This window comes from Fibrobacter sp. UWB7, from assembly GCF_900142945.1.
Lineage (GTDB): Bacteria > Fibrobacterota > Fibrobacteria > Fibrobacterales > Fibrobacteraceae > Fibrobacter.
The window spans coordinates 260,474-278,322 of sequence record NZ_FRCO01000003.1 but is presented as its reverse complement, the minus strand read 5'-3'; the positions used below and the strand labels follow the sequence as shown (position 1 = coordinate 278,322).

Here is a 17,849-nt window from a genome sequence, read left to right as displayed (position 1 = left end):
AAATTTATGACACTCTCTGAATTTTACAGCTCTCTCGGTGAATCATTGGACGAAGTTCTTGAAAGACTCCGCATGGAATCTCGCGTTGCAAAGTATTTGGGACTTTTTTTGAACGACCCGAGCTTTAATGAACTCAAGACAGCCTTTGCCGGAAACGACGCCAAGACGGCATTCCGCGCAGCACACACGCTCAAAGGCGTTGCCGCCAATCTCGGACTGAACAAGCTCTCCGCATCGAGTAGCGCACTCACCGAAGACCTGCGTCCGGAAGCATTTACCGCCAATTCTCAGGCACTCCTCGAAAAAGTCGAAGCAGACTACGTTGCAGCAGTGGCTGGAATCAAGCAATTGACCTAATTACTCAGCTTCACTGGATCCTTCCGCTTTCAGCGTCAGGATGACGGAGTAGCTATTTCTTGAGATACTTCTTCAACGCATCTTCGAGTTGGGCGATGACGATGGGCTTTGCCAAGTGACCATCCATGCCCGCTTCGAATGACTTGCGACGGTCTTCATCAAACGCATTTGCCGAAAGCGCAATAATCGGAATTCGCTTGTCCGGGAACATCTGGCGAATAGTACGCGTCGCCTCAAAGCCGTCCATTACCGGCATCTGGATATCCATCAAAATGCAGTCGTAGTAGTCAGGACCTTTTTCTTTTAATCGTTCCACTGCGATGGAACCATCTTCTGCCGATTCCACGACAACACCAGCACTTTCCAAGATATCTTTGGAAATTTCGAGATTCAGTTCGTTATCTTCGACGACTAGAACCTTAAAGCCCTCGAACGAAACCGCTTCCTGCTCGGAATGCGCAAAGCGCACCTGTTCAACGTCTTCGGGATGTTCCTGAATGCGCATCGGGATACGGATAGTAAACTTGGACCCTTCCCCTACCTTGCTATCCACTTCGATGGAGCCTTCCATCATATCGATAATGCGCTTGGTAATCGCAAGTCCAAGACCTGTTCCCTGCTGCTTACTGACTGTAGATGTCCGCTCACGGGAGAATTCATCAAAAAGGTGCTGCTGGTATTCGGCACTCATGCCGATTCCCGTATCCTTGATGACAATCTGGTACAGTCCATAGCCTTCCCGTTCCGACGGAATCTGGGATATATCCACCGTCACAGAACCGCCCGACGGCGTATATTTCACGGCATTCGAGACAACATTGATAACCACCTGATTCAAACGCAAGAAGTCGACATAAACGTATCGATTCTGGATATCATGTTGTGCAAAATCAAAGTGAACGTTTTTCTTTTCGGCAAGGGAACGGAGCATCGGCACATAATCTTCGCTATTTTCACCCAAATTCACCGGATTCAAATCCAGTTCCACCTTGCCACTTTCAATGCGAGACATGTCCAGCACGTCGTTGATTAAGGACAAAAGATGCTCACTCGAAAGTTTAGACTTATTGAGGCAATCAAGCGCTTTAGCCTTGTCATCGATATTCTTGACCGCCATATCGGTAAAGCCAATCATCGCATTCAGCGGCGTACGGATGTCGTGCGACATGTTGAAGAGGAATGCACTCTTTGCCTTGTTCGCAAGTTCCGCCTTTTCGAGATTCGCCATTTCGCGTTTTGTCTCGGCATCGACGCTATGGAAACCCGCAATCACATGGTTCTTGAAGTTTTCGTCCTTGACGAATTTAATTTGGTAGTAAATATCTTCGCCACCGACCTGCAACCTGAAGTTGACAAAGTACATGTGTTCCCGTTCCACCATGTCGAGAACTTTTGCAGGTTCTGTCGCAGCGCAGAACGATTCACGGTCACTCGGGTGGACTACCGTATCGACAAGCACTTCCAGACGTTTGCCGAAATTGTTGATTTTGGACCAACCCGGTACCATCTCATCAAACATCGGGTCAAAGCGATAGTGCACCTCGGATAGCGTTTCATAATCCACGTACACCACGCAGCCAAAGTCATCGGACAGGCCAGAAATCACCGCCATGTCGCGGTTGGCAATCGCCTTGCGTTCCGCCTTGGCGGATTCCTCTTCATCGACGTTTTCAAGCGTCACGACAATGTGGTTTTCGGAATCTGGAGTTCGAGTTGCCTTCAAGCGGTAATAAACCAGGCGCCCGTCAAACGAAAAACGGAAAGAGACCGAGACGGCACGATCATTTTCGAGATCGCGAAGCAGTTTTTCCTTGTCGATAAATTCCTGAACAGCCTCCCAGTCTTCCCTGTAAACAACCTTTTCCAAAGCCTGTTCAAAGCCCGCAAAAAAATCACTACAGTTCTTGGCATCGAGAGTCTTCACGACACCTTGGGCGTTAAACTCAATGAACGAATTGTCATTGATATCGACGTAATAAATATTGTCGAAACCATCGCCAAGCGTGTTTGCAATATCGGAATACTGGTCGAGTTCACGCAAGTGCATCTTGAACTCAATCTGTTCGGTCACGTCGGTGCAACAGCCTTCAAGGCGAACGCCCCGCTTGTACTCGTCATTACGCTTGCCGTGATTTTGCAGGAATATGACCCCGCGCGACTGGTGGTTCCAGGCGTATTCCAGTTCGGACATTTCACCACGATTCATCTGCTCTACAAATTCGGCATACGCCTCATAATACGAAAGGTCTACGTTATTGCACCACAAGTTGTAGAGGTCTTCGGGGAGCGTTTCTTCGGGGAATCCAAGAATTTGGAGAAGAGCCTTGTCGGCATACATTCGTGGAGGGCGACCTTCATCTACTTCGATGACCCACAAGCCGACGCCTGCACTAGACAGAATCGCATGAGTCAAGTCTGACGATTCAAGACAGTCCATGATTTAGTATCTCCTCCGACAAGAATATCCCTTCCAACGGGCGTCTCCAGTCGCCCATGGATATAAAATACACTTATTTTTTGGACTTGTTTGAGAAAAGACGAATAAAGTCTTGGATTTAAGCCTTCGCTTTCGCTTTTTTACGGCGCCAGATTTTAAATTCCATGTAAAGTGTACTAACCGTATAGATAAAGAGGAGCAAAAGGATGGTATTCTTCGGACGGTTCAGGTTGCAAATGCCCCATGCAAACGTAATGATGGGCAGATGAATCAAGTACGGGTAGAATGAAGCGCGCCCCACACGGCGCACAAGCGGGATGCAGAAGAACCTCGCCAAGAAACCCTTTCCAGAAAGCAAGCTTACCACAAACATGCCGTAAATGAAAATCGGGAGACTGTGGTGGATGAAGTAATTATAGCCAGGGTTCGCATCCGGGCGCATGAGGAAGAGGCTTCCGTAAAGTGCGAGGAGCAAAAGCGCCTGAGCCACACCGCTCACATAATCTTTCTTGAAAACGTCAAAGACGCCCTCATTGTAAAGGCGGTAAAGCACCATGCCAAACAAGTATTCAAAAACGCGCACCGGTGCAAACATGTGGAAAAAGCGGTATTTGGCATCGAAACCATTAAACCATAAATTGCCCGAATTGCCATACACGACCGCCCAGAGGATTCCCGGAACGAACACTCCGCCAAAGAGAATCCAGAGCGTACGGCGGTTCTGCTTGATAAGCCAACGGCTGAACCACGGCGTAATCGCATAGCAGAGGAAAAAGCTCGTCAAGGACCAGGATGGTTCATTCAACTTCATGCCAAGATCGGGGACAACCGACCACGTAAGCGTGAGGTGCATGATGAGGCTCCGCCACGGGTGGAACATCTTAGCTAATCCCGCCGAAGCGCAATCGCCTATTTCAGAGAATGCGGGTAAATGCGTGTAGCCGCTCATCTTGAATACGACCAGCACAAACATGAGGAGCGTCATGAAAAAGTGCAAACGGTAAAGTTTCGCGATGCGGCTGAACATGAACGGGATAACCGGAATACTGCGATCCGGGTCACTGTACTTGCTTGCAAAAAGGAATCCCGCCAACACATAGAAGATGCCCGCAGCAAAAGCTGGCGCCGAGATAATGGGCATCACCCACTTGCAATCGGACATGTACATAAGAGCATTGGAACTGCCCAAATGGAGCATGACAATGTTCAAGCTTGCGAGGAGACGGAGACCGTCTATAGCGGGGAAGTAATTTGCTGGTTTCGGCATTTTGAGGAAAATTTAGAAAAACATGGTGATTTTGCGCAAATGGAAGGGGTATTTTGATTTTTCAGGAGATAAAACGCTCTTTTTCGTTACATTTTTCTTAAATTAAAGAAGTACAACCACTTAAGAAAGAGAAAATAAATATTGGTGTTTCGACCATGAGCAACGAACGCGCAAAAATTTTGATTGTCGATGATGACGCCATGAACAGAGTCGTACTTTCGGATCTGCTCTCTGACGAATATGATATCATCGAAGCAAAAGACGGCGACGAAGCCCTCGAAATTCTCGAGAAACAAGCAAAAGAAATTACACTTGTCTTGTTGGACATGGTTATGCCCGGACGCGATGGGCTTGAAGTCCTCAAAATCATGAACGAAAAAGACTGGATCAAAGGGACTCCGGTCGTGATGATTTCAGCAGAGACCTCCACCCCTCAAGTGGAAAAAGCTTTTTCGCTCGGCGTGACCGACTTTATTTACCGTCCGTTCGACCAGATGGTCGTGCAGACGCGAGTTCGCAATACAATCAATCTTTATGTGAAGCAGATGCAGCTTTCGGAACTTGTGGCTGACAAGATTTACGAAAGGACGCGAAACAGCGACATGCTGATTTCCATCTTGAGCCACATTGTGGAATTCCGTAACGGAGAAAGCGGCCAGCACGTTCTGCACATCAAAAAGATTACAGACATTCTTTTACGCGCATTGCTCAAGCGCACCCAGGATTACAAGATTACCGAAGAAGAAATCGGCACTATCGCTACAGCATCTTCGATGCACGATATCGGTAAGATTACGATTCCCGACGAGATTTTGAACAAGCCCGGCAAGCTCACAAAAGAAGAATTCGACATCATGAAGCAACACTCCATGAACGGTGCCAAGATGCTCGATGCCATCCAGTTCTTCAAGAACGAGCCGTTGATGAAATTCGCCTACGACATTTGCCGTTGGCACCACGAGCGCTGGGACGGACGCGGTTACCCCGACGGTCTCAAAGGGAACGAAATCCCCATCAGCGCCCAAGTCGTCTCCGTTGCCGACGTATACGATGCCCTTACCAGCGAACGCTGCTACAAGAAGGCGTTCAGCCATGAGAAGGCTCTCGAAATGATCCGCAACAACGAGTGCGGCGTATTCAACCCTTTGCTTTTAGAATGTCTCGGAGATGTCGCTGACACATTGCCCAAGGAATTGAACGACCAACGCACAAGCAAACTCAGCGATGCCGATTTTGCCAAGATCGCACGTTCGATTTTCGAAAGCACCGAAGAAAGTTCAGACAACATTATTTACGAGCAGTATCGGAACGAACGCCGGAAGAGCCAATTCTTTGCCACGCTGCATCGTGGCGTTACATTCGAATACACTTACGAGCCCTCCATGCTGAAGCTCGAGGCCAAGAACGCAAAATCCTTGAGTTTCCCCAAGACTATGATTGAGCCAGAAAACAATAGCGAATTCTGGAACATCTTTGGGCGCGAGAACTGGGATGAATTTGCAAAGTTTTTGCACGATCCGCAGCTGAACAACGACTCGTTCACGTTCAATAGCGAGATGCGAGTCAAAGGCGAAAAGCGTCCGTGCAAGATTAAAGTCCAACAGTGTTGGAACAGGCGCGATCCGGAGAATCCGGAGCTCATTTCCGTCTACGGATGCGTGGAATTCTTTAAGTAATGGTGATCCCGGCACAGAGGCCGGAATGACAACGGAGCCGAGCGATGCAGAAATATGCTTGCATGTTTCTATATCCGAGGCGAACAAGTCAAGCCCCGTTAGGGGAATGACATTGTAAAAAGCACGGGCATGACGGTATGCGAGAATTTATCCTAAGAATTTACGAAGGACTTTCTTGAGTTTTTCAACGTCAATGGGCTTTGCGATATGCTCGTTCATGCCAGCATCCATAGCAGCCTTGCGGTCCTCTTCAAACGCATTTGCGGTCATCGCCACAATCGGGACTTTCTTGAAGTAATCATCGCGCAAAGACCTGATCTGACGAGCGGCTTCGAGACCGTCCATCACAGGCATTTGCACATCCATCAAAATCACATCATAAGCGCCCGGCTTTGCCATTTTGAGTCTTCCTAAAGCGACACAGCCATCTTCGGCATAATCGACGACAAAGCCCATTTCTTCAAGAACGCTTTGCGCAATTTCACGGTTGAGCTCGTTATCTTCAACAAGAAGGATTTTCTTCCCGGCAAAGTTCGCAGACTCATCGCATTCCACTTTCGCATCGTCTTTCAAAACGCCTATGGCACGAGCCAAGACATCATGCATTTCCGTGAGGAATAGCGGTTTGCTTATAAACGATGTCACACCCGCTTCGCGCGCACTCTTTTCAATGTTTGCACAGTCGTAAGATGCCATGACGATAATCGGATTATCATTCCCCGGAATCATGCGCAGTTGTTCCACAGCGTTGATGCTTTCCATATCGAGCAATCGGTCATCAAGAACGATGACGGAATAGCATTCGTGGCGATCAACAGCTTCTTTTGCACGCAGTACAGCTTCACGACCATACATTGTCCATTCCGCACGCATTCCCAAACGGCGCAGAAGGTTTGTAGCGCTGGAGCATGCATTGTAATCACTAGCGACAACGAGAGCGCGGGCATTCTGCAACGCATCGAGATTCGTCAAATCCGCAGAAGTATCCTGGATTTTCAGTTTCAGATGAATGATGAATTCCGTTCCCTGATTAGGGGCGCTCACAACATTTATGGAGCCTCCCATCATATCGACAATTTTCTTGGTAATGGACATGCCAAGCCCAGTCCCTTGCGTCTTGGAAATCGTCGAAGTGCGTTCGCGTTCAAATGGCTGGTACAGGACTTTCAAGAATTCCGGGCTCATGCCGATGCCATCATCCTTGACATGGAACTCGTACGTTCCCGTTTTTTCATCACTAGCGGTCTGACGGACAAACACGTGGATATTACCGCCCACCGGCGTAAACTTGACCGCATTTGAAAGCAGGTTGATCAGCATCTGATGCAAGCGCAGCTTGTCACAAATAACAAGTTCGTTCTCGATATTGAACGTATCCATGTAAAGGTTTTGCTGTTTTTCACTCGCCTGACCTAAGACAATCGTATTCAGGTCATGCATGATTTCGGACAAGTTGCAGTTTACCTCTTCAAGGCGAATCTTGCCCGACTCAATGCGGCTCATATCGAGAATATCATTGATGAGCGAGAGCAAATGCGTACTCGAAACGACAGTCTTGTTCAAATAATTCTTGACCAGCACAGGGTCATCCAAATTATTCAGCGCAAGGTTTGTAAAACCGATAATGGCATTCATCGGCGTGCGGATGTCATGCGACATGTTCGAAAGGAACATCGTCTTTGCATTGTTCGCCTTTTCAGCCTGCACAAGAGCCTGTTCCAAAAGCTTCTGCTGTTCCTCAAGTTCCTGCTTCTGTTCAGCAATCTTTGCATCCAGTTCCATCTTTTGAGCGGTTATATTGTCAATGAACATGAACGCCATAATAAAGGTCACCGGCACGCCATTTCTACGTTCCAGAACAAACGTCGTCACGCGACGCCATTCACCCTTGAGCGCACGGTAGCTGTACTCGCGCTTATCGACATCTGCCAAGTATGAACGCATAAAATCAACGTTCGCCATGTTTTCCCAAGTTTCGCGGAACTCCGGCAAAACCTCCTTGCTGAACTCAAGAATAGCGCTACTGTACTTGATAAAGCCGCCATAAGTTTTACCTTTCTCGTAAACCGCCGATTCACGGATACTGCGGACAGTATCATCTTCGAGATTCACAAAATAAACACCAAAATAATCTTCATAAAGCTTGCTATCAACATAGCGGTTTAGAATTTCGGCATCCTTGTCGGCAAAACAAACAACAACAGCACGCGGCGTTTCATTTTGCGAACCGACTTTCACGAACTTTATCTCGCTAAAACGGGTTCCTCCAGTATCGTATTTTCTGTAGTGCGCTATAAACGATTTTTGGCCTTCAAGCAGTTTCTTGATATGTTCAATAGAAGCAAAATCACCAATTCTTTTCTTATCGAGTTCATGGACAAATCCGTTGACATACGCCTTGAACACTTTAGAATAACATTTATCGTGTTGATACAGCTTTCCGTAATTGACTTCGGCATAGTCGCTCACCGTGTAAGGCGTAAACGTATCCGTATCAAGATCGACATAGTAGACTGAGGTGAATTCCGTCGCAAGCACATTGATAATGTCGAAGTTGCGTTCCATGTTGCGTTCGCGCTCTTTACGGGCAAGGACTTCCTTGTGGATATTGGCAACAGCGATAATAATGTGATCGTCAGCGGCCTTGGACCAAAGCGCCTTGAGGCGGTAGTATTGAGGCTCGCCATTGACCATAAGCCTGTATTCGGTTGAAAAGGTTTTGTCGCCCTCAAGCTGAGAGAGCAAAAAATCCTTATTCATGACCGAAGTCAACCGTTCAACATCTTGCGGGTAGATAATCTTCTTGATGTCTCTCGTACATTCTTCGAAAAAGTTTTGGCGGCTCATCAGGAGCTTGAGCTTGATATAGCTACTTTCCTGGTTGAACACGTCGTACGAATTGTCATTCAAGTTCACATAGTAAATAATTTCGTACTCAATGCTCAACGCATTTGCAATTTCGGAAAATTCGCGGTTCATCACGTCCGAACGTTTTTCTTCGTCGCGGTCTGCAATGCCAAGCACTACTACAGGCGATTTTTCATCGGAAACCCGGACGAATTTCATCTGGAAATAGCGGCCATCGCGATTCTTGTAGTCCACCTCGAAGTGGCTCTGCCTCGAAAATTTTTCACGAATGCTCTCGATTGACGCCAACGTCAAGACTCGCTTGGCATCTTCGCTAGATACAATTTCAGTAGCGTATTTTTCTAACGCCTCGGAATAAAACATTTCGCCGCGAAGCTCTTTTTCAAAAATGCGTGCCGTCTGCGACTTGACATAGGAATGCATTTTTTCCGAATCAAGATCGATGCGGTAAAGTGCATTGAATTCCATGGCAAGGGCCTGGATGACGCGGTAGCCTTCCTCGACCTTCATGCGTTTGCGGATTTCGTCATCGACATTCAAGAAGCAGATGGCCATGTGGTCTTCATCACGGCCACGGGTCACTTGGAGCTTGCAATAGCGTTCCTTGCCGGTCACAATCTCACGCACTACAAACGAGAAACTGCTTTCTTTTTTAAGGCGGCCACGGACATAAGCTACAGATAGCATATCCTTCAGCACATCGCGGTCATCGGGATGGACATCTTCGGAAATAAACTTCTGGAGGGCAGATACGGCATTATCGCCATCGCCATACTTTTTTTCAAGCCCCTTTTTGCGATAGTAAACGACATACGAGAAATCCAGCAAATTCACATAATATGCGGAAATGAACTGTTCGTAAAATATTTCCGAGAACAGTTCAGCGTATGCAACCTGATTTTTACTATCACTCATAATCGCTCCCTTTCTGCAATTAATTAAAATACATCAATTTTATGGATTAAGGTACAACAATCCCTATAAAAACCCTATTTTTCGTTTTTTTTGATTTTTCGCACAAAAAGAACCTTCGAGGGGGTACCTCGAAGGCCTTTGGGTGTAATAGGCTCCCCTTTTGGTTCAGAGGAGTTATGGATTAGGAATTCTAGTTAGCGAGCGATACGGACCGACTTCACTTCACCCGTTTTGACGGAGCGGAGCATATACATGCCCTGGACCTTGATGGCGCTCGTATTCTTGAGCGTTGTCACAGCTTCGTCCATGGAGTAGGCGCTCATACGACCGATGCGCACTCCGTTCACGTCAAAGACGTAGTAGTCGCTGACTTCCGGATATTCGTAGCGGACCTGGGTCTGGATAGCGATAGGCGGTTCATCACTATCGCCCTTTGTGAAGTTGATGTAATCGATATCGAAGTATTGCTTAGTCACATCCAGACGGAGGATATGCTTACCCGCCGGGAGCGTCACTTTTTTCTTCACATCAGAGAATTCATCGAAGCTGGAGCCTGAAACATCGAACTCACCGATAGACTTTCCGTCAATGGAGAGTTTGAAGGAGCCAGAACCATCCGTAGCGACAGATGCCGTAGCCGTGTAGTCGCCCGCTTCTGCGATGTCGACAGAGTATTCCAGCCAGTCACCGGTCGTGTTGTAGCCAACAATGTTCCCTGTAGCCTTCTTGTAGATATCGACATCGGAAGCATCGCTCTTGCGGTAGTCGGAATCACCATGGTTTTCCGGGTCGCCATCGCTGTAAGACACATTGCTTACGCCATCCGTTTCACCGACGCCGGTAATATCAAAGTCTTCAACTTCAATCTTGCCCGGGATTGCCAAAGCAGAGCCCTTGAACGGCTTGCGCGGCACCGGCTCAGGCGGGACATACGGAGCAAAGAGACCCGTATTGTCCTTACCATCCTTGAGGTGTTCCTTGAAGTACTGCTTGAGCCAAGTCATTGCCGGACGGTCACTACCATTCTTGATAAGACCGGAGTTACCGTTCGTGGTCCAAGTGGCGCCGTAAATGTATCCCCAGAGGGTAATGCCTGCGACCTGAGGAGATTCCCAGAATGCGGGAATCTGTTCGGAGTAGCGCTGTTTCTGCTGGTTGTCGTTATCCGTACCGATATCGTATTCGGTAATGAAGAGCGGCATCGGTTCGCCCTTGGCATTCTTGACGCTATTCTGGATTTTGTTCAAAGCACTCTTAAAATCGTTGGCGTTCATATCGGTCAAGTCATGAGCCTGCTGACCATAAGCATCGACCGGAGCACCCTGCTTCACGAGTTTGTTCACGAGGTCGATACCTTCGTTAATCTGCCACCTGAACGTGTTGTAGTCGTTGTAGATAAGGATTGCCTTCGGCCAGCGTTCGCGCGCCATCTTGAATGCAGTCGCCACGAATTCGTAGTTGCCGTTATCGCCACCGAGAGCCGGGATAATGTTGTTGTTTCGGCCATAACCGGAGTGGTAGCTGCCACCCGACTTGATGGCTTCATTCACCACGTCAATCATTTCGAGATCGGGGTAATGAGCGGCAACGGCATCGAACCATGCGGTAATCGCCTTCTTGGTTTCGTCCGTGCTAAGGCCATTGAGCCAGTTCGGGTACTGGGAGCCCCACACAAGAGCGTGGAACTTGAACTTGCCACCATTCTTTTTTGCCCAATTATAGCAAGCATCGCAGCCCGACCAATTGTAACGACCGCGAGTGCCTTCGATGGACGCCCACTTGCATTCGTTTTCGGCGGTAATCTGGTTCCAGTAAGTCCCGAAATCGGACTGAACCTGGCCGCGAGTTGTAATGTTACCTAGAAACTTTGCACCACCATCGGCCATGCCGGGGCCTGCAAAGGAACTCACTGCACCCAATAGGGCAACAGACACAAAACCCTTAATGAATTTTGATTTCATTTTCCAACATCCTCTTTGGTTAGTACTCTAACACTATTATAAACTTATTCTCATTTTCATCAGTTTATTCAAGATTGCGAAAATTTATCATTGCCAAAATGTCGACAAACAGAAGTTTACATTGTACGAGATGGTGACCCCGGCACGGAGGCCGGGGTGACAAAGCACAAAAAAAGAACCTTCGAGGGGAACCTCGAAGGCCTTTGGGTATTTAAGGCTCCCCGTTTGGTTTAGGGGGAGTTATGGATTAGGATTCCTTTTAGCGAGAGATACGCACGGACTTCACAGCACCATTCTGGACAGAGCGGAGCATGTAGATGCCGTTGTTCTTGACTTCGTTAGAGCTCTTGAGAATCTGCATGGCTTCGTTCATGGAGTAAGCGTTCATGCGGCCAAGGCGGACACCGTTTGCGTCGAAGACGTCGTAGCTGCCAATTCTCGGAGCCTGATACTGAATCTGCTGCTTGATGGAGATCGGCGGTTCATCGCCACCACCCGGATTGTCGGCAACTTCACCCTTCACAAAGTTGATGTAGTCTATGTCGAAGTACTGCTGAGTCACGTCCATGCGGAGCACGTGCTTACCAGCCGGGAGTGTTACCTTCTTCTTCACATCGGAGAAATCATCGTAGCTTGTGCCAGTGACTTCGAATTCAGCGAGAGACCTGCCATCGAGGGAGAGCGTGAATGCGCCCGTGCCTTCGGTAGCGACAGAAGCGATTGCAGTGTAGTCGCCAGCTTCGGCAACGTTGATGGTGTATTCGTACCAGTCACCCGTAGTGTTGTAGCCGAGAGCAACGCCAGTAGCCTTCTTGTAAAGGTCAGCACCGGTATCCTTGCGGTAGTCGGAGTCGCCATGGTTTTCGGAATCGTCGCCATAGGATTCATTGCTCGTACCGTCTTCGTTCTTGCCCTGGCCCGGCTTATCGAAATCTTCGACTTCAATCTTGCCCGGAACAGCGAGAGCTTCGCCCTTGAACGGTTCCTGCGGAACAGGGTCAACCGGAGTGAGAACACCAGTATTGAGGCCAGTCGTGTTCACGCCCTTGTTGCTCTTGAGGTACTCCCTCATCCACTTCAAAGCGGCGCGGTCCTGGCCATTCTTGACAATGCCGGAGCAGCCACTCGCAGTGCCGTTACAGTCGAGCCAAGTGCGACCATAAATGTAGCCCCAGATGGTAATGCCGGCAATGTGTTCGTTTTCCATGAAGTGAGAAATCTGTTCGGAGTAGCACTGCTTCTGGATATTGTCGTCGGTAGTTGCAATGTCGTATTCGCTGATGAACATCGGGGTCTGGGTCTTGTCCCAAATTTCCTTGAGCACACTCTTAAGGGTGTTGATGTTCAAGCAGACGCCGCCGCCACCGGTACCGCCCTGACCACCGCCCTGGCTCATCATGTCGTGGGCCTGCAAGCCGTATGCGTCAACCGGAGCACCGTTTTTCTTGATGGTCTGGATAAGCTGAATGCCCTGATCCTTGTTCCACTGAACCGTGTTATAGTCGTTATAAATGAGGATAGCCTTCGGCCAACGTTCGCGCGCCATCTTGAAGGCGGTCGTTACGAACTGGTAATTGCCACCATTATCGCCACCGAGTGCCGGAATGATGTTGTTGTTCTTGCCATAAGGAGAATGATAGCTGTTGTTGCCCGTGCGGATAGCTTCGTTCACCACGTCGATCATTTCGAGATCGGGGTAATGTTCCTTGACCGCATCGAACCAGGCGGTAATCGCCTTCTTCGTTTCGTCTGTGCTAAGGCCATTGAGCCAGTTCGGATACTGGGAGCCCCACACCAAAGCGTGGAACTTGAAGTGACCCCCGTTCTGCTTTGCCCAGTTATAGGCAGCATCGCAGGCACCCCAGTTGTAACGGCCACGAGTACCTTCGACGGAACCCCACTTACAGCCGTTTTCGGCCGTAGCCTGGTTCCAAAGCGCAGTAAAGTCTGAGCCGACACTATTACTCTGGGTAATGTTACCAATGAACTTGGCCGCGCCATCGGCAAGGCCAGGACCTGCGTAAGAACTTACTGCACCACCCAAAAGTGCAGCAGCCAATAAACCTTTCAAATATTTTGATTTCATTTTCCACATCCTCATAGGTTAAGAGTCCCATACAACCATTATAAACATATCTTTGTTTTTAAAAATTGCCCCAAAAAGTCCAAAATTTATCATTGACAAAATGTCCATAATGGAATTTTTACAAAAAGATGTTTTTTAAGTTAAAACCTTTTAAAATTCCATTACTATTCAAAAGTACGTCATGCGGGCGGGGCCCCAGCTCGGAGTTGCGAAGGCCGCACGGGCCCCTCCCTGCACCCTCCCCATCCTTGGCCGACGCTTTATTCTCACAACGACAATAAGCAATCATTTAATTACACAAAAATCTCGCATTATACCGAAAAAAAATGTTTTGTAATTAATGCAAAAAAAGGACCTTCGAGGGTGAGCTCGAAGGCCTTTGGGTATTTAAGGCTCCCCCATTCGGGGAAGTTATGGATTAGGATATTTTAACGGGTCACGCGGACGGATTTTACCATGCCGCTCTTGACGGAGCGGAGCAGGTAGATTCCCTGGACCTTGATGGCGCTCGTGTTCTTGAGCGTTGTCACGGCTTCGTCTACGGAGTAGGCGCTCATGCGGCCGAGACGCACACCGTTCATATCAAAGACGTCGTAGTCGCTGAGAACCGGGTAATTCATGCGGAGGTTCGAGTGGATGGCATCCGGAATTTCTTCTTCGATCGGTTCGGGGTCGGTAGCGTCCTTGCCCTTCACAAAGGTGAAGTAGTCCACGTCAAACCAGGCGCCGGTTACATCCATGCGGAGAACATGTTTGCCTTCCGGGAGAGTCACGTTGGCCTTGACCTTGTTGTAGTCGTCGTAATTTTCTTCACCTTCCTTGGCAGCGGGGACAGTAATCTTTTCGGTAAGCGCCTTGCCATCGAGAGAAAGTTGGAAGCTGGAGGTAGAACCTGCGGCAGCCACGGCGGCAAACATCGTGTAGTCGCCCGCTTCCTTAACGTTCACGGTCCATTCGAGCCAGTCGCCTTCGCTGTTGTAACCCACGATTACACCAGTCGCCTTCTTGTAAAGGTCAACGCCCGTGTCCTTGCGGTAATCGCTATCGCCGTGATTTTCGGAATCGTCGCTGTAGGACTGGTTGCTCGTACCGTCTTCGTTGACGCCCACACCCGGAATATCGAAATCTTCGGCTTCGACCTTACCCGGAATGGCAATCGCTTCACCCTTGAACGGAAGCTGCGGTTCGGGTTCAACCGGAGTGAAGGTCACATCGTTCTTGCCCTTGCTCAAGTTCTTGGCGAAGTAGTCTTCGAGCCAGTTCATGGAAGCGCGCTTGCGGCCATCCTTTTCGATAAGGCCGGTGTTTGCAACCCAAGTAGAACCATTGATATAGCCCCAGATGGTAATGCCTGCGACCCAAGGAGTTTCCCACATGAACGGAATCTGGTTTGCGTAATCGTTTTTCTGCTTGGTATCGTCGGCTTCGCCGATATCGTATTCCGAAACGAGGAGCGGGAGGCCCGTCTCGTTATGGATACGGGTCATCTTGCTTTCGAAATCGGACTTGCTCATGCCCTTGCAGTCGTGAGCCTGCTGACCGTAGGCATCGATCGGAGCTCCATTCTTGACGATTGTCTGGATGAGTTCGATACCTTCGTTGATCTGCCAGGAGAGCGTGTTATAGTCGTTATAGATAAGCACAGCCTTCGGCCAGCGTTCGCGGGCCATCTTGAAGGCGTTCGTGATAAAGTCGTACTGGTGCTTGCCATTTACAACGCGGTCACCGCCGAGGGCTTCGATAATGTAGGAGCCGCCGCATTCGGTATCGTCGGTGCTGTGGCCTTCGGCACCTGCAGCAGGCTTGCCGTAACCGGAGTGGTAGTTGTTACCCGCCCAAATAGCTTCGTTCACCACGTCAATGTATTCGAGGTCCGGGAACTTCGCAGCAACGGCATCGAACCATTCGGTGATGTACTTTTTGGTGAGTTCTACGGTAATGCCCGGATTTTTCTTTTTGCAGAGGAAGTTCGGGTACTGGGAACCCCAAACGAGGGCGTGGAACTTGAAGTGGCGTTCGCCCGGTTTTTCCTTGGCCCACTTGTAGGCACTTTCGCACTTGTCGAAGTTGTCCCAAGCGAACTTGCTTGTACCGCTGTTGCCATTAGAAAGGGAATGGATAGAACCCCACTTACAGCCGTTTTCGGGCGTAATCTGGTTCCAATATTGAGCAAAGTCGCTACGAATCTGGCCACCCGTAGTAATATTGCCCAGGAATTTTGCACCGCCATCGGCTAAAGCGGCATTTGCAAGAGAAGTAAATCCGGCGATGGCTACAACAGCAAGAGAAAGAGAGATTTTTTTCATAATCCTAATCCTATACCCAAAAGTTGAATACCCGTATGACTTTTTTAAACATATCCTCTTTTTTGAAAAGTGCTCCAAAAAAGCAAATACTTATCATTGATAAAAAGTCCATAATGGAATATTCGTAATGGAGATGCCCGATCATCCCCGTCAAGCGAGGACAGGCGTCGGGCATGACAGGCTTCGGCGGGCATGACAATGCTTACCTGATGCGGTGGCCGGTGAGGTCGAAGCGTTTGCCATTTTTCTCGACGAAAAGCTTGTTGTTTTGGATGCGGAGACGGGGGGCGGAAGCATTTTCGAGAGTGCGCACGGAGGAAGCGCGATTTGCGCGGATTCCGACGGTTTCTTCGCATTTTTCGCCTTCGCAGAATTCGAGCCAGTCGATGTTTACGTAGTTCCCGACGACGAGCATTTTAAGCACGTGTTCGCCCGCAGCAAGCTCGCCCACCTTGGCCTGGACGGCGCTATAGGTGGTCCAGTCTTCGCCTTGCGTAGCGATGATGCTATCGGAAACCGCCTTGTCATCGACAAAGAGCTGCACGCCAGCCTTCTCGGAAGCGGTCGCCATCTGCACGGCAACGCTATACGTTGCGGTCTTTTCGACGTTCACCGTGTATTCCATCCATTCGCCGGCTTGCGTGTAGCCAATGGCATGGCCCTTGGAGGCGTCCGCAGAATCAAGAGCGACAATGTCCACGGCGTCCTTGCGGTAGGCCTTGCCTTCGTTGTCGGTCGATTTGTCGTAGAACGAGACGCGGCTACCACCGAGGTCGTAATTTTCGGCCTGAATTTTTCCGGGGAGCGTTGCAGGCTTACCAGCGATGGCTTTTCCGTCTGCATCAAGGCCGCCAAACGGGTCCTGTTGAGGAGGCGTTGTTTCAACAGTATCGGCCCAGGCCATCTGCATGCGGTCCACGCCAGACTGGTTCACTATCTGAAGTTTGGTGTTTACGCCTTCCCCGCTGCGCTTGGTCATACTGTACCAGTCGCCATCGCGGAGGCCCGGCCAGTAGAAACTGCCCATTTCCCATTCGCGGAGCTGATCGGACATGCCGCGGATGTAAGCCGTGAAGTAGTTGGTGGGAGCCTTGTTGTAATCCTGATAGTCGTAATGCACGCCAGCCTTGTCGCCAGGACTCATGGCGCCGCCCCATTCCGTGCAAACGGTGCGGTCAATGTACTTGCCCACCTTGCCCTTGAAGCTGTTTTTCCAACCCTGTTCAGTGGTGATGCTCATGTTCCAGAACGTGTATTCATGAACGGCAAAAAGGCAGCCTTCGAAACGTGGGTCGTCGGCAATATCCGGAACGTTCCATGCGAGGCCGGAGCCATCGAGCAAAATGTGGTCGCGCGGGACGTTCGGGAATTTCTTGAGCCAGTCCGCATAGAGATTGCGAAGGTCCGTCTTGTTATACATGTGCGGTTCGTTGAAAATTTCAAAGTAGGCGTTCGGATGGTCGCCGTATGTTTCGACGAGTTTCGCCCACATTTTCCACCAATCGTCCATGTTTTTGGGGCCCGCAGGCTGCGCGGGGCCCCAGTAGCCCATAGCCACTCGACCATGTTCAAGAGCAGCATCCAAAGCACCCGAATACATGTCAAAAGCTTTAAGAATGGTCGGTTCGTTCACCGGCATGCGCACGCTGTTTGTACCAAGCACTTCCTGGAACTGCCCGACAATACGGTCGGCAATGGCATAAGCCGATTCATGATTGTCGGAAAGGCTTAAGCCCGAAAGCACGAGAACGTCCGAGACGAAGTTGTCGCGCTTATCCGCCCAGTTGACGCCGCGGAACTGGCTTGTAACAGCGAATGAGTTTGCGCAAAGAAGAAAAGCTAAACCAAGAACTCTCTTTTTCATGAGATCCTCCCTTTTTTTATTAACCTACTATCCCCACCCATAAATGTATGCTATTGGATGTGGAATGTCGTATGCGTGAATGCAAATTGTTTTGTCAATTTATCAATAGGAA

Annotated in this window: 9 protein-coding genes; 2 read left to right on the top strand and 7 right to left on the bottom strand. The window is 49.3% G+C overall.

What is annotated here, in order from left to right:
* Positions 1-6 precede the first annotated feature (6 nt).
* Positions 7-357 (top strand): Hpt domain-containing protein, encoded by a 351-nt coding sequence (locus BUC30_RS10900; protein WP_073424884.1) that lies wholly within the window; start codon positions 7-9, stop codon positions 355-357.
* A 52-nt stretch (positions 358-409) separates the two neighbouring features.
* Here the strand turns inward: BUC30_RS10900 and BUC30_RS10895 are convergent, their stop codons facing one another.
* Together BUC30_RS10895 and BUC30_RS10890 are read right to left on the bottom strand one after the other, a co-directional pair.
* Entirely contained in the window at positions 410-2,794 is a 2,385-nt protein-coding gene (locus BUC30_RS10895; RefSeq protein WP_073424883.1) for a hybrid sensor histidine kinase/response regulator, read from the bottom strand.
* Positions 2,795-2,912: 118 nt separating this feature from the next.
* Positions 2,913-4,061, bottom strand: coding sequence for an acyltransferase family protein (locus BUC30_RS10890; RefSeq protein ID WP_073424882.1), 1,149 nt, complete (start codon positions 4,059-4,061; stop codon positions 2,913-2,915).
* A gap of 155 nt (positions 4,062-4,216) precedes the next feature.
* Between BUC30_RS10890 and BUC30_RS10885 the strand changes: the two genes are divergently transcribed.
* Entirely contained in the window at positions 4,217-5,737 is a 1,521-nt protein-coding gene (locus tag BUC30_RS10885) for an HD domain-containing phosphohydrolase (protein ID WP_073424881.1), read from the top strand.
* 147 nt (positions 5,738-5,884) lie between these two features.
* Here the strand turns inward: BUC30_RS10885 and BUC30_RS10880 are convergent, their stop codons facing one another.
* From BUC30_RS10880 to BUC30_RS10860, 5 genes are all read right to left on the bottom strand, one after another.
* A complete protein-coding gene (locus BUC30_RS10880; protein WP_073424880.1) occupies positions 5,885-9,520 on the bottom strand; it encodes a response regulator in 3,636 nt (1,211 codons plus the stop codon).
* Positions 9,521-9,714: 194 nt separating this feature from the next.
* Positions 9,715-11,481, bottom strand: coding sequence for an endo-1,4-beta-xylanase (locus BUC30_RS10875; protein WP_073424879.1), 1,767 nt, complete (start codon positions 11,479-11,481; stop codon positions 9,715-9,717).
* A gap of 259 nt (positions 11,482-11,740) precedes the next feature.
* Positions 11,741-13,567 (bottom strand): endo-1,4-beta-xylanase, encoded by a 1,827-nt coding sequence (locus BUC30_RS10870; RefSeq protein ID WP_073425022.1) that lies wholly within the window; start codon positions 13,565-13,567, stop codon positions 11,741-11,743.
* 428 nt (positions 13,568-13,995) lie between these two features.
* Positions 13,996-15,873, bottom strand: coding sequence for an endo-1,4-beta-xylanase (locus BUC30_RS10865; protein ID WP_073424878.1), 1,878 nt, complete (start codon positions 15,871-15,873; stop codon positions 13,996-13,998).
* A gap of 202 nt (positions 15,874-16,075) precedes the next feature.
* Positions 16,076-17,737: a carbohydrate-binding protein gene (locus tag BUC30_RS10860; protein WP_073424877.1), complete on the bottom strand. Its 1,662-nt coding sequence runs from the start codon at positions 17,735-17,737 to the stop codon at positions 16,076-16,078.
* Positions 17,738-17,849: the final 112 nt, after the last annotated feature.